The following is a 12,543-nucleotide window of genomic DNA, read 5'->3' as shown; positions in this document are numbered from 1 at the left end:
AGGTTGATCTTGTACCCCCATCGACAATAGCCCGGTACCGGCCGGTCGGCGCATCGTGAAGGGTGGGAGGGTGCAGCTCTCACCCGTCGCCACACTGCCGCATCGCCTCAGCCGCCGCGGCGGCGACGTGCTGCCGGGGGTGCTCCTCACCGCCGCCATAGCCCTCGTCGCCACCGGCATCGGCGCGATCTTCCCGGTGCTCGGCTCCGCCGTGCCGGCGATCGTCATCGGCGTCATCCTGTCGGTGCTGCGGCCGCACCTCATGCGACACCATGAGCGAGCGGATGCCCTCATCCAGCCGGGCATCGCCTACTCGGGCAAGTTCCTGCTGCAGCTCGCCGTCGTGCTGCTGGGCGTGCAGCTGTCGATCGGCAGCATCCTGCAGGTGGGTCTGGAGTCACTGCCGATCATGCTGTCGAGCCTGCTCGCCTGCCTGCTCGGCGCATGGTGGATCGGGCGAGCCCTGCGCGTCGAACGCCGCCTGACCACGCTGATCGGCGTGGGCACCGGGATCTGCGGCGCCTCCGCGATCGCTGCGGTGTCGCCGGTGATCGGCGCTGTGAGCGCCGAGATCGCGTACGCCGTCTCGACGATCTTCCTCTTCAACATCCTCGCCGTCGTGCTCTTCCCGATGATCGGCCACGCGCTGAACCTCGACCCGCACACCTTCGGGCTGCTCGCGGGAACCGCCATCAACGACACCAGCTCCGTCGTCGCCGCAGCGAGCGTCTACAGCACCGCCGCGCTCGGGTTCGCCGTGGTCGTCAAGCTCGTGCGCACCCTGATGATCATCCCGATCAGCATCGGCCTGTCGGTCATGGAGGCCCGCCGGCACGCCGACGGGCAGAAGCTCGACGGCAGCCGCATCGCCAAGCTCGTGCCGTGGTTCCTGATCGGGTTCGTCGTCGTCGCGGCCGTGAACTCCACTGGCATCATCCCGGACGGACCGCGCGACCTGCTCGTGCACGCCAGCGTCTTCCTGATCGCGATGGCCCTCGCAGGCATCGGCCTGTCCACCGACATCCCCGCGCTGCGCCGCTCCGGCTGGCGTCCGCTCGCCCTCGGCGGGATCCTGTGGGCGCTGGTGACGGTGACGTCACTGGCGACGATCGCGATCACCGCCGCGCTGCGCTGACGGATGCCGGCGACGACGGCTGTCGACTATGCGTTGCGTGCGCACACCATGAGCAGGTTCCCATCGGGATCGCGGAACTGCACGAACGAGACGCTGCCGATGTCGATCGGTCCGGTGACCAGGGGAATGCCGAGGCTGCCGAGATGCCGCCCCGCGTCGTCGAGGTCGTCCGTCCACCAGAAGAAGCGAGGTGGTCCGTCCGGGGTGAACGGCGCGGTGGAATCCAGCGCCAGTCGCGGTCCGGACGGGGTCGGAAGATCCACGATCGTGTTCTCGTGCGTCGGCGCAGGCGCCTCTGCGCCCAGCAGTCGTGCATACCAGGCGGCGGATGCCGAGATATCGCGAACGGGGATGAAGACCTGACCTATTTCCCGCAGCGGATTGTTCCTCATGTGTGTCGACGATAACGAAGACACTCGCCCGCCGTCGCCGCTGGGTCCGGATCCGGCCTCAGAGCATCAGCACACCGGGTGGCCCGGCGAAGTCCCTCAACCGCGCGTAGTCGTCGAGCGCGCGCAACGCGGCCCAGGCGACGACCGCGCTGGATCGCGGACGCTCCGGCGACGGCGCGTTCTCCACGACGACGCGCACCTCGCCCAACTCGCCGACGGCATGGATCTCGTGCCTGGTGTGCACAGCCGCCGGATCGGCGATGATCCTGGCGGTCGCGAGGTCCCAGGCATCCGCCGCCAGCGCGAGCGCGGCCGCGACGTTCGCCGACGACGGGAAGCGCTGCGACACCTGACCCGCAGGGCCGTCCGCCAGCATGATCTCGCGGCCTCCCGCTCGCAGGTCGTGCTGCAGTTCAGGAGACATCCACGGCTGCACAAGGGCGGCCGGCAGTTTGCGACTCTCTATCGACACCGTCCGCAGTGGGCCGGCGGCGCGCAGCGCCCGCACCTGATCGAGACCGCCGATCGCCCCGGTGCAGGCGATGAGCTTGCCGCCGCCGGGCGCTTGAGGCCCCAGCAGCCGTGCTCGGACGGCAGCATCCGACAGCGCTCCGACCGAGAGAAGGACGACATCCACCCCGGCATCCAGCAGCGCGGGAACCCGCTCGCGCACCGCGGCCTGCGTGGCCGCCTCCACGACGACGTCGACATCGGCGCCTGTGGGCAGCTCGTCGTCGCGGCCGAACGTGCCGATCACCTCGTAGGGCCGCGTTCGCTCAACCTCTTCGCGCAGCGTGCGGTTGATGTTCCCGCCACCGAGGAACGCCACCCTCAGATTCGCCGCACCCTGACCTGCCATGCCTCGACCATAGGGCACCGTTCGTTGCCGAAATACTTGACAACCTGTCGATATTTCTTCACCCTGGGGAGATGGATCTCAGCGCGCCCCTTCGATCACTTATTCCAAGTCTCGATTCGGCCGTGCTCGAAGTCCTGGCAAGAACTGAGGAGCCGCAGAGCGCTTCAGCGATCTGGCGCGCTAGCGCACGCGGCACGCGCAGCGGACAGTTGCCTGTCATCGCACGGCTGGTCGAGCACGGCCTCGTCACGGCATCACCTGCCGCAACCGGCTACCTGTACGCCCTGAACCGTGAACACATGCTCGCCGATGCGGTGCTGTCGGCGAGCCGAGCTCGCGTGCGGATCGTGGAGGGACTGCGTGACGAGCTCGAACAGCTTAACCCTCGTCCGTTGCACGCGTTCGTGTTCGGATCGTTCGCGCGGGGCGAGGCGGACGAGGTCAGCGACATCGATCTTGCGATCATCGGGCCGGACTCTGTCGACCCACGATCTTTGGACTGGATGCGGCAAACGGATGCCCTAGCCCAGGCGGTCAAGCGCTGGACCGGCAACGACCTCCAAGCACTCACGTTCACGGAGACCGCGTTCATGAATCTTGCGGCCGCCGATGAACCGATCGTGCGGAACTGGCGCGAGGACGCGATCCGCGTCGTCGGCGATGATCCGTTTACCTTTCTCGAAAGGCTGCCGAATCGATGACTCCGAAAAAACTCCCCAGCCGCGCATCGGATCGCACCGAAGCTCGCGCTCGCCTCGATACAGTGGCCCGGACCACAAGGCCGCGATCACGCTTCTCGCTCGGGTCGACCAATCGCTGAGCAAGCGACTGTCACGGCTGATCACGCTGAAGTCAGACACTCAGTACGGCGCCGGACTGCTGAACAGCCACGATCGAGAGGTCGCGCTGCGTGAAGCTGCGACGCTGATCGACGAAGCCGAGCGGCGCCTTGTCGGGTGACCCGGTCATCGCTCGCGCACACGGCCGTAGTGTCGTATCCATGACGACCACCGCCGACCCCGCAGCCGTCGCCGCCTATTGGCAGCGTGTGCGCACCGAGATCCCGAATCTTCCCGCCGAAGCACCGGAGGCGTGCGCGTTCGGCGCAACGCCCGAGCACGCCGACGGCCTGCTCGAACTCGTCGTCTCCGGCGTCAAGACAGGGACCGCATCATCGGTGTGGGATTACGAGGCGTCCGGCGACCCGATGCCTCAGGTCGGCGAGCTCAGCATCATCCTCGACGGCCGTGGTGAGCCTCGCGCGGTCATCCGCACGACCGCGCTGGAGATCGTGCCGTTCGATGAGGTCAGCGAGGAGCACGCACACGCCGAAGGCGAAGGCGACCGCACGCTCGACGCGTGGCGCGAGATCCACGAGCGGTTCTGGCGGGATCACTCCGAAGACCCGCGTGGCTGGGCATCCGACATGCCGGTACTTTGCGAGCGGTTCGTGCTTGTGCATCCGGCTGCGTGAGCGCGGTGGCGGCCGCACAGCGGTCCGCGGGGAGCGAAATGACGGTTCCGGGACCCCCATAACCGACATCTGGCTCCCCGCGACGTGCGTAACTGCGGCGCGGAGCACGTGCAGCTAAGCGACCTGACCCGAGTGCTTGCCCTCGCGGATCTCCTCCACGAGCTTCGCGTTGAACGCGGGAAGATCGTCAGGCGTGCGGCTCGAGACGAGGCCCTGGTCGACCACGACCTCTTCATCGACCCAGTCGGCACCGGCGTTGCGCAGGTCGGTGCGCAGGCTCGGATAGCTCGTCATCCTGCGCCCGTCGACGACACCGGCTTCGATGAGGATCCAGGCGCCGTGGCAGATCACCCCGACCGGTTTGTGCTGCTCGAAGAAGGCGCGCGCGAACTTCGCTGATGCCTCGTCCATCCGGAGGTGATCGGCGTTCACGACCCCGCCCGGCAGCACGAGGGCATCGAACTCATCCGCCGAAGATTCTCCGACGACGGCATCGACCGCCTGCACATGCCCGTTCTTGCCCGTGATCTCACCCGCCGAAGGCGCGATCATCGTCAGCGTCGCGCCCATCTCGGCCACTGCCCGCCACGGTTCGGTCAGCTCGCTGTCTTCGTACCCGTCAGTGGCCAGGAAGGCGACTCTGGTGTTCTCGTCAGTCATCGATCTGTCCTCTCAGTCATCGGTGGAATGCACTCCACGCTCCGGGATTCCCTCGATCGACGCGACCCCCTGGCCAAACTGCTCAAGACGATGTACGAGAGGCGCCCGCTCACGCGAACAGGTCGTCGAACTCGTCGAGTCGGATGCGCGGTGCGGTCGCCCCCACAGGCACGGGCTCAGCGACCGGCACGTCTCCGACGCCAGACGCCGTGTCGACGGCATCCATCAGCCGGCGCGCCTCAGCAGTCAAGAACCGGCTCGGCTTCGCGACGACGTGCCGCGCGAGGAACGAGGTCGGATGCGTCGGCAACCGCGACGGCGCATACACGTCGAGCGTGTCGCGCGCCCTGGTGAGCGCGACGTAGAACAGGCGCTGCTCCTCGACCAGCCCCGCAGGCGTCGACAGTGCCATGTCCGACGGCATCGCCCCGTCGCACGAGCGGATCACGTGCACGGCACTGAACTCGAGCCCCTTCGCCGAATGGATCGTCGACAGCGTCACCCAGTCCTCATCGAGCTCGGGCTTCTTCGCCCAGTCGCCCGCCACATTCACCGGGTCGATCGCCTGCTCGCTGACGAAGGCACGCAGATCCGACTGGCGCGCGGCCGCCTGCGCGATGCCGTCGACGTCGCTCACGCGGCGCTGCCAGTCCGGATAGTGCACCCGCAGCAGCGGATCGACCGCGCCACGGCAGGCCTCGACGATCTCGGGCACTGTCGTCGTGGCATCCACCGCCCCGAGCAGCGAAAGGGTCGACGCGAGACCTGTGCGTCCCTTCGCGGGGGCGGCGGCGACAGCATCCGACGCCCGATCGATCCCACCGTCGGCGAGAATCCCGGCGAGCGAGCGCGCGGACGCCTTGCCTATCGCGCGGTGCCTGGTCAGCAGCCGGTACCAGGAGACCTCGTCGGAAGGATTGAGCACGACGCGAAAGCCGGCCAGCAGGTCGCGCACGTGCGAGGTCTCGAGATACCCGATGCCGCCGAACTTGTGGAACGGGATGTTCCGCACCTTCAGCTCCACCTCGAGCAGGGCACTGTGCGAGCCGGTGCGCATCAGCACCGCCTGCTCGCGCAGCGGCATCCCATCGACGTGCGCGGCGAGGATCCGATCCGCGACCGTGCGCGCCTCGTCGTCCGCGTTGCGGCAGACGACGAGAGAGGGTCGGATGCCCGCATCCGACCGATCCGCGCGAAGTCGCAGCGGCAGTTCGCCCGGCCGGACCTCGTTCGCGAGATCCAGAATGGGCTGGGTCGAGCGGAAGTTGCGTTCCAGTCGCACCATCGTGGCATCCGGAAAGGACTCCGCGAGGTCGAGGAGGTGACCGGCACTCGCACCGCGGAAGCCGTAGATCGCCTGCGCGTCGTCGCCCACCACGGTCAGCCCGCGACCATCGGGCGCGAGACCGCGCACGATGTCGACCTGCAGGCTGTTCACGTCCTGATACTCGTCCACCAGCACCCAGTCCCATCGTGCGCGCAGGCGCGCCCCGACGTCGGGATCGCGCACCAGCGCCCGCCAGGCGATGAGCAGGTCGTCGAGGTCGAGCAGACCGCGTTCGCGTTTTCGGATGCTGTAATGCCGCAGCAGGCCGAGAATGGCATCGGTGTGCTCGATCGCCCACGGGAACTGCTGTTCGATGACCTTGCGCGCCGACATGCCCGTGTTGATCGCACGCGAGCCGATGTCGGCCATGGTGCGCGTCGTCGGCAGCCGGACCGCCTGGCCACCGGATTGAGACGTTCCGTCCAGACCGTGCTCGCTGCGCAGCAGGTCGAGCAGATCGATCACATCATCGGGATCGATGACGGTGACATCCGCCAGCCCGAGATGCTGCGCGTGCTCGGCGACGACACGATGCGCGACCGCGTGGAACGTGCCGCCGGCGATGCGCTGAGCCGCCTGCGCGTCACCGCACAGGGCCGCCGCTCGCGAGATCATCGACGCCGCCGCCCGGCGGGTGAACGTCAGCAGCAGGATGCGCTCTGGCGCGACACCCGCCTCAAGCAAGCGGGCGACCCGCGAGGTGAGCACGCGCGTCTTGCCGGTTCCCGCGCCCGCAGCGATCACGAGCGGTGAGTCACCGTGCTCGACGGCCTCCAGCTGTGCCGCGTCCAGCCCGGCGAGCGCATCAGTTCCTGTCACACGAGCGACGGTACCCGCGGGGTCGGACATCCTGTCGGCACCCGGCAGCCGTGCGTCACCCAGACAGACTGCGTCCAAGACAAGCGTGTCACCCAGAACAGGCTCGTCACCCAGAGCAGGCTGGTTCCCCGAGAATCAGCCTGTTCTCGCGAACCGGCCTGCTCTCGGGTGAACCGCACCCGACCACTGGCACCCGGGCACCCGCGCACCCCACGCACCTGGCCTCAGGAAGCCCGCGCCTCCAGCGCCTTCGCGATGCGCAGGATCGCCTCGCGCATGATCGGCCGCGGCGTCGCGAACACGAATCGGGTGTATCCGATGGCGGCCTTGCCGCACGCCGCGCCGTCGGTCATCGCCACACCGGCGTTGTCGCGGAACCACTCCCCCAGGTCTCCCGTCAGCCCGGTGGCGCGGAAGTCGAGCAGCGCGATGTAGGTGCCCTCGGGTGCCGTCACGGTCACGCCGGGCAGGTGCTCGGCAACCAGGGCCGCCAGCTCGCGCCGGTTTCCGTCGAGGTACTCGGTCACCTCGTCCAGCCACCCCTCCCCGCCGGTGTACGCGGCGAGCTGCGCGATCATGCCGATGGTCGCCGTGCCGTGGCCGGCCCAGCCGCCGTCGGCCTCCCACGCGTCGCGCGTCTCGTCGTTCGAGAGGATCAGCTGCGCGCACTTGAAGCCGGCCAGATTCCACGCCTTCGAGGCGGACGTCGCCGTCAGCGTGTGCGCGGCAGCGGCATCCGACACCGAGGCGTACGGGATGTGCCTCGCCGGGGTGTACACGAGCGGGGCGTGGATCTCATCCGAGAACACCCGCCCGCCGGCATCCGACACCACGTCCGCGATCTGCAGCAGCTCATCGCGCGTCGCGACGGTGCCCAGCGGGTTGTGCGGGTTGCACAGCACCAGCAGCTCGGCGCCGTCGGCGAAGGCCGCGGCGACGGCATCCAGATCCATCCGCCAGCGACCATCAACCTCGACGCTCGGCACCTCGATCACGCGCCGGCCATGGCGCAGCGGAACATCGAGGAACGGCATGTAGGCCGGGGTCGGCACGATCACCGCTCCCCCGGGCTTCGTGTACGTGGTGATCGCGAACTCGTACGCCGCGATCACGTCCGACACCAGGCGCACATCCGCCGCGGCGACCTGCCAGCCGAAGTGGTCGGCGTACCAGCGCGCCGTCGCCGCCTGCAGCGCCTCGGCTATCGGCTGGGGCGGGTAGCCGGTGAGGCCGGCATCCAGTGCAGCGCGGATGGCCTCGGAGATCACCGGAGCGACGCCGAAGTCCATCTCGGCGATGAAGGTGCCGATCGTGCCGGGGAACCTCGTCCACTTGACGCTGCCGGCCTGACGCAGCTCGGTCTCGGTGATGGCGTCGAACGGATGCGATGACTCGGCGATGCTCATCCCCCCATTCTGGTGTGTCGCAGGCGTCCGAGGCCGCCGCCCGTAACTGCGAGAAACCACTTCCTGCACGAAACGCCCCGTGCGGGGCGGATTCTCGTGCGGGAAGTGGTTTCTCGGCAGGTGACGGACCCGGTCCCGGCCCCGGCGTCAGCGGCGCTTGCGAACCAGGATGACGATGAACGTGACGACGGCGGCCAGCACGACGACGCCGAGGCCGATCAGCAGCGGCCACGGCGTCTCATCCGCGGGGGCCGAGATCGGCGTCACGACCGGCTCGGGCGTCTCGGTCTCGGGAGCTGCCGTCTCCACCGGCGCGGTGGTCGCCGTCTCGGTCGGTGCGACCTCGGCCGCGGCGAGCGAGAACGAGTACTCGCCGGAGGTGGGGTGGCCATCGCTCGAGACGACCTTCCACGTCACCAGGTACGCGCCGTTGGGCATGTCGGCCTTGAGCGGAACGGTGACGGTGTCGCCCTGGACGACCGGAGCCTCTGCGACCCAGTCCTGACCGGACTCGTCCTCGACGGTCATCGCGGTGCCGCTGTTCTCCTCCAGCGACAGCAGGTTGTTCGAGAACGTGAGCGTGATCTGCTCGGGCGCCGTCGTCAGCTGCTCATCGGCCGCGGGCGAGCTCGACACGAGCTCGTCGTGGGCGGATGCCGGAGCGGCGATGGCGAGACCTGCGACGACGGCCACGGCGGCGGTCGCGAGGACAGTGCGGATACGGAACATGTGAAACCTCTCTTCGGATGCCGCGAATGCGGCGTCTGCATCTGTGGCGCGCGACATGCGCGCCGGGATCGACGCGGGATGCGCGCCGGGATCGGCGCGGGATCGCGCCGGGATCGGCGCGGGATCGCGCCGATGTGGGCGGCCGGAGGCCGTGCGTGAGTCAGATGAGACGAAAAGGCGGGCCCCGGCGCCGCAGCGCCGTGAGGTGCGGGACCGCGGGGTGCGGTGCGCGGACGGATGCCCAGCGGCGGCCCGCCGGAAGCGGAACGGATGCGAGCACGACAGCGACGACGACCCGGCGCAGCCAGGCGGCGACATCGGATGCCACGGCCACCAGCGCCCGCACGATGCGCTCACCGCGGTGCAGTGCGACGATCGTCAGCACGGCTGCGATGCCGTGAGCGACCCACATCCCGGCGTCCTCCGGGATCAGTGGCGTTCCGCCCTCGAGCGACAGCGGCAGGGAGCCGTGCACGTGCGGGGCGAAGCCCCCGCGCGGCGTGATGCTGCCGAGCACGAACAGCGCATGGAACAGCGCTTGCGACGCGGAGACGGCGATGCTCAGCCGAACGACCGACAGGCGGCGGCCGGCGAGCAGCGTGCAGATCATGAACGAGAGCATCCACGGAACGGCCACTCCCAGCATCCCGGGCATCGCGCCGTCCACCCAGACGTGCGAGAGCAGCGCGACGAAGGTCGCGATCGTGGCGCCGACGAACCCGCGCAGCAGCGGGATTCGACGGGAGGGACGCACCCGTCCATCATTTCATGGGCGGCCGCCGCGTCGCGCCGCTGCGATCGGGTCGGATGCCGGCATTCGGGCATCCGAGAACAGGCGATCCGCCGGGATCAGGACGATTCCCGCGAAATCAGCCTGATCCGAGCGGATCGCCTGATCCAAACAGCTCCGCGGTCACTCGGCGGCAGGCGGCGAGCAGATCGCGGCCTTGGCGATGGCGTCGCCGTACTGCTCAGCCGTGAACGGCAGACCGAACTCCGGAGCCGTCTGCCCCTCGGCCGCCGGCGCCTTCGAGGCGATCGCCGCGAGCTGCCACGAGAGGTAGCCGGCCATCGCGCCGCCGCCGCTGGAGCCGTTCAGCGTCACCGCGACCGTGAATCCCGTCGCCGGGTCGGAGTAGGCGGCGGTGGCATAACCGGGCACCCAGCCCTGCTGACCGATGAGCGAGCCGACCATCAGCGCACCGCCGGTGGCCTGGTACCAGCTCGGCGCCTTGTCGTACGCCGGCAGCGGCGAGCCGAAGCGCGCGGGCTCCGCGCCCTCTTCGCGCAGCGCCTGACGGGCTGTCGCCTGCACGTAGCGACCCAGGTCGCTGATCGTCGAGACGGCGCCCGAGTCGGTGAAGCCGAGGCTCGACGAGCTCTTCGTGATGTCGATCGGCGCCGTGCAGTCGTATCCGCCCTCAACGGCCGGCAGGTAGCTGCCCTGCAGCGCCGGACCGGGCTTCGGAGCCGAGGCGGTCGCTGCGGGCAGAGACGTGGATGCCAGTGCCAGCGGCGTCGTGACGTACTCGGCGATCAGCTCGGACGCGGTCTTGCCGGTGGCGCGCTCGAGCGCGAGCCCGAGCAGCATGTATCCGGCATCCGAATCCTTGTAGGTGGTGTGCGCGGGGCCGCGCTCGACGCCGAGGCCGAGGCTGGCGAGGCGCAGCGGCGCCCACTCGCGCTCCGGCGTGTTGAGCCAATACGGCTTCGCGGCGCCCTCTGACGAGGCGATGCCGCTGGTGCCATTGCACAGATCCAGGAGCGTGATGTCGTCCATGTCGGAGACGCCGGAGACGTAGTCCGGCACGGGGGTGTCGAGCTCGATCTCACCGGCATCCGCCATGCCGTACAGCACGTCGCAGGTCATCAGGCGCGTCACATCGGCGACGCGGAACGACATATCGGCGGTGACCTTCTCGCTCTCTCCGCCGCTCTGCGTGCCCACACCGGTGACCCACTGGCCGCTCCACGGCACCCAGACGCCGACGATGGCGCCCGTGGATCCGCTGGCGACGATGGCATTGTCGACCGCCGACTGCAGCTGCGCGGTGACGTCGTCGGGAAGCTTCCCGTCCACCTGCGCAGGCGGCGTGTACGTGAACTCCGGCTCCGACGCCGAGCATCCGGTCAGCGCGATGGCGAGCGCGACGGCACCGCCGAGGGCGGCGCGCGCACGGCGCGACGAAAGAAGTGGCATGTATCGACTCTCCCGAGGGTGGATCATCCGAGTCTAGAACGCGGATGCTGAGAGCCCGCCACCCGTGGCATCCGATCAGCTCTCGATCTTGGCGGCCTGCCGGGCCTCCCACGCCTCTCGCATGAAGCGGCGGACGTCCTCGTCGACGCGGATGTCGCTCGGCCGCAGCGGACGCGAGAGGTACAGGCCGTCGAGACTGGTCAGCCTCGACAATGCGACGTAGGTCTGACCGGGCGCGAAGGCGCCGGAACCCAGATCGACGATCGCCTGCTCATAGGTCTTGCCCTGGGATTTGTGGATCGTCACCGCCCACGCCAGCCGCAGCGGGAACTGCGTGAACTCGGCGGCCACCTCGCGGGTCAGCGTCTTCGTGCCCGGGTTGTACGCGTAGCGGAACCTCTCCCAGACGGCGGGCTCGACGTCGAACTCCTCGCCGTCGACCTCGACGCGCACGCTGCCGCCGAGGATGCGGGTGACCGTGCCGATCGACCCGTTCACCCACCGCGGCGGCTCGCCCTGCATCGAGGTGTCGTTGCGCAGGAACATCACCTGCGCGCCGACCTTCAGCTTCAGCTCGGCATCGGCCGGGTAGTTCGCCTCACCGCGGCCGAAGTCGCCGCTGACCTCGGCCTGCGCGGTCTGCTCGCGTCCGGGGAGAGCGGCGAGATGGCGCTTGTTGATGCTGTTGACGATGTCGTTGCGGGTGGCGAGGGTGATGATCGGCACCTCGCCGGGCTCGGACTCCGGCGGCGTGCGCGCACCCTGCGCGTTCAGCGTTCCGGCGATCTCGGCCGTGACCCGCCCGTAGCGCACCGCGTTCAGCATGGCTTTGAAGCCGTCATCGGACTGGCGGTGGATGTGCACCAGCTCGTGCACGTGCAGCTTCGCGCCGTGGGTGCCGAGATCCAGCATCCCGCCGGCTTCCGACGACGCCAGGCCGCCCGTCCACACCTTCGCGTCGAAGAACCAGAACGAGCGGTAGTGGTCCTGGATGTAGCGCAGCTCATCTCCCCGTGGCGGCACGGGCGCCAGCTGGTACGGGTCGCCGAACATCACCACCTGCACCCCGCCGAACGGGATCCCGCGCTTGCCCCTCGCCTGCCGGAGCGACCGGTCGATGGCATCCATCAGGTCGGCGTTCACCATCGAGATCTCGTCGATCACGAGCGTCTCGATGGCGTTGAGGATGCGTCGCGTGGCATCCGACTGATCGATGTCGCCCTCGGCGATCAACCCGATCGGCAGCCGGAACAGCGAGTGGATCGTCTGCCCCTCGACGTTCAGCGCGGCGACGCCGGTGGGCGCGCAGATCGCGATCTGCTTGCGGGTGTTCCACGCGAAGTGCTGCAGCAGGGTCGACTTGCCGGTGCCGGCGCGACCCGTGATGAAGACGTGCTCGTCCGAGTTCTCGATGAGGTCGAACAGCTCCTGCTGTTCGGCGGAGAGAGGCGGCGCAGACACGCCCTCCATGCTAATTTCTCCAGCGGCGTGCGGCCGCTCCCGTCACGGCGGTTCCCGCTCGGCTTCGTCACAGCACGTTTC

13 protein-coding genes are annotated in these 12,543 nt (G+C 68.9%); 3 read left to right on the top strand and 10 right to left on the bottom strand.

All coding sequences use genetic code 11. The features are described 5' to 3' along the window. Positions 1-70 precede the first annotated feature (70 nt). Positions 71-1,135: a YeiH family protein gene (locus tag ACQUSX_RS10355; RefSeq protein WP_428906846.1), complete on the top strand. Its 1,065-nt coding sequence runs from the start codon at positions 71-73 to the stop codon at positions 1,133-1,135. 26 nt (positions 1,136-1,161) lie between these two features. Here the strand turns inward: ACQUSX_RS10355 and ACQUSX_RS10350 are convergent, their stop codons facing one another. Further along, complete coding sequence (locus ACQUSX_RS10350) at positions 1,162-1,527, bottom strand: VOC family protein (RefSeq protein ID WP_428906845.1); 366 nt, start codon at positions 1,525-1,527, stop codon at positions 1,162-1,164. 58 nt (positions 1,528-1,585) lie between these two features. Next, a complete protein-coding gene (locus ACQUSX_RS10345; protein WP_428906844.1) occupies positions 1,586-2,386 on the bottom strand; it encodes an aspartate dehydrogenase domain-containing protein in 801 nt (266 codons plus the stop codon). 71 nt (positions 2,387-2,457) lie between these two features. On the opposite strand from ACQUSX_RS10345, the gene ACQUSX_RS10340 reads away from it, so the two are divergent. Both ACQUSX_RS10340 and ACQUSX_RS10335 read left to right on the top strand, forming a co-directional pair. Beyond that, on the top strand, positions 2,458-3,087 hold the full coding sequence (locus ACQUSX_RS10340) for a nucleotidyltransferase domain-containing protein (protein WP_428906843.1): 630 nt from the start codon (positions 2,458-2,460) through the stop codon (positions 3,085-3,087). A 299-nt stretch (positions 3,088-3,386) separates the two neighbouring features. Beyond that, positions 3,387-3,860 carry an ASCH domain-containing protein gene (locus ACQUSX_RS10335; protein ID WP_428906842.1) on the top strand — a complete coding sequence of 158 codons (474 nt, stop codon included), beginning with the start codon at positions 3,387-3,389 and terminating at the stop codon, positions 3,858-3,860. Positions 3,861-3,974: 114 nt separating this feature from the next. Here the strand turns inward: ACQUSX_RS10335 and ACQUSX_RS10330 are convergent, their stop codons facing one another. From ACQUSX_RS10330 to ACQUSX_RS10295, 8 genes are all read right to left on the bottom strand, one after another. Further along, positions 3,975-4,520, bottom strand: a complete 546-nt coding sequence (locus tag ACQUSX_RS10330) for a type 1 glutamine amidotransferase domain-containing protein (RefSeq protein ID WP_428906841.1) — start codon at positions 4,518-4,520, stop codon at positions 3,975-3,977. A 109-nt stretch (positions 4,521-4,629) separates the two neighbouring features. Next, a complete protein-coding gene (locus ACQUSX_RS10325; protein ID WP_428906840.1) occupies positions 4,630-6,666 on the bottom strand; it encodes an ATP-dependent helicase in 2,037 nt (678 codons plus the stop codon). Between the two features lie 224 nt (positions 6,667-6,890). Further along, positions 6,891-8,072, bottom strand: a complete 1,182-nt coding sequence (locus tag ACQUSX_RS10320) for a MalY/PatB family protein (protein ID WP_428906839.1) — start codon at positions 8,070-8,072, stop codon at positions 6,891-6,893. A gap of 147 nt (positions 8,073-8,219) precedes the next feature. Continuing rightward, a complete protein-coding gene (locus tag ACQUSX_RS10315; protein ID WP_428906838.1) occupies positions 8,220-8,801 on the bottom strand; it encodes a copper resistance CopC family protein in 582 nt (193 codons plus the stop codon). A 160-nt stretch (positions 8,802-8,961) separates the two neighbouring features. Continuing rightward, positions 8,962-9,555: a hypothetical protein gene (locus ACQUSX_RS10310; RefSeq protein ID WP_428906837.1), complete on the bottom strand. Its 594-nt coding sequence runs from the start codon at positions 9,553-9,555 to the stop codon at positions 8,962-8,964. 12 nt (positions 9,556-9,567) lie between these two features. Beyond that, a complete protein-coding gene (locus tag ACQUSX_RS10305) occupies positions 9,568-9,702 on the bottom strand; it encodes a hypothetical protein (protein WP_428906836.1) in 135 nt (44 codons plus the stop codon). A 12-nt stretch (positions 9,703-9,714) separates the two neighbouring features. Further along, positions 9,715-11,001: a serine hydrolase domain-containing protein gene (locus tag ACQUSX_RS10300; RefSeq protein WP_428906835.1), complete on the bottom strand. Its 1,287-nt coding sequence runs from the start codon at positions 10,999-11,001 to the stop codon at positions 9,715-9,717. A 75-nt stretch (positions 11,002-11,076) separates the two neighbouring features. Then, positions 11,077-12,471 (bottom strand): ATP-dependent DNA helicase, encoded by a 1,395-nt coding sequence (locus tag ACQUSX_RS10295; RefSeq protein WP_428906834.1) that lies wholly within the window; start codon positions 12,469-12,471, stop codon positions 11,077-11,079. Positions 12,472-12,543 lie beyond the last annotated feature (72 nt).

Origin of the sequence: Microbacterium alcoholitolerans (assembly GCF_050408615.1) — a bacterium.
In the GTDB taxonomy this organism is placed as follows: domain Bacteria; phylum Actinomycetota; class Actinomycetes; order Actinomycetales; family Microbacteriaceae; genus Microbacterium.
This window is presented reverse-complemented; position numbering and strand designations above follow the sequence as displayed.

What these genes read in the sequence shown, in the direction of transcription:
- ACQUSX_RS10350 (WP_428906845.1), bottom strand. Translation starts at nt 1,527, where the DNA reads ATGAGGAACAATCCGCTGCGGGAAATAGGTCAGGTCTTCATCCCCGTT.
- ACQUSX_RS10345 (WP_428906844.1), bottom strand. Translation starts at nt 2,386, where the DNA reads ATGGCAGGTCAGGGTGCGGCGAATCTGAGGGTGGCGTTCCTCGGTGGC.
- ACQUSX_RS10340 (WP_428906843.1), top strand. Translation starts at nt 2,458, where the DNA reads ATGGATCTCAGCGCGCCCCTTCGATCACTTATTCCAAGTCTCGATTCG.
- ACQUSX_RS10335 (WP_428906842.1), top strand. Translation starts at nt 3,387, where the DNA reads ATGACGACCACCGCCGACCCCGCAGCCGTCGCCGCCTATTGGCAGCGT.
- ACQUSX_RS10330 (WP_428906841.1), bottom strand. Translation starts at nt 4,520, where the DNA reads ATGACTGACGAGAACACCAGAGTCGCCTTCCTGGCCACTGACGGGTAC.
- ACQUSX_RS10320 (WP_428906839.1), bottom strand. Translation starts at nt 8,072, where the DNA reads ATGAGCATCGCCGAGTCATCGCATCCGTTCGACGCCATCACCGAGACC.
- ACQUSX_RS10315 (WP_428906838.1), bottom strand. Translation starts at nt 8,801, where the DNA reads ATGTTCCGTATCCGCACTGTCCTCGCGACCGCCGCCGTGGCCGTCGTC.
- ACQUSX_RS10300 (WP_428906835.1), bottom strand. Translation starts at nt 11,001, where the DNA reads ATGCCACTTCTTTCGTCGCGCCGTGCGCGCGCCGCCCTCGGCGGTGCC.
- ACQUSX_RS10295 (WP_428906834.1), bottom strand. Translation starts at nt 12,471, where the DNA reads ATGGAGGGCGTGTCTGCGCCGCCTCTCTCCGCCGAACAGCAGGAGCTG.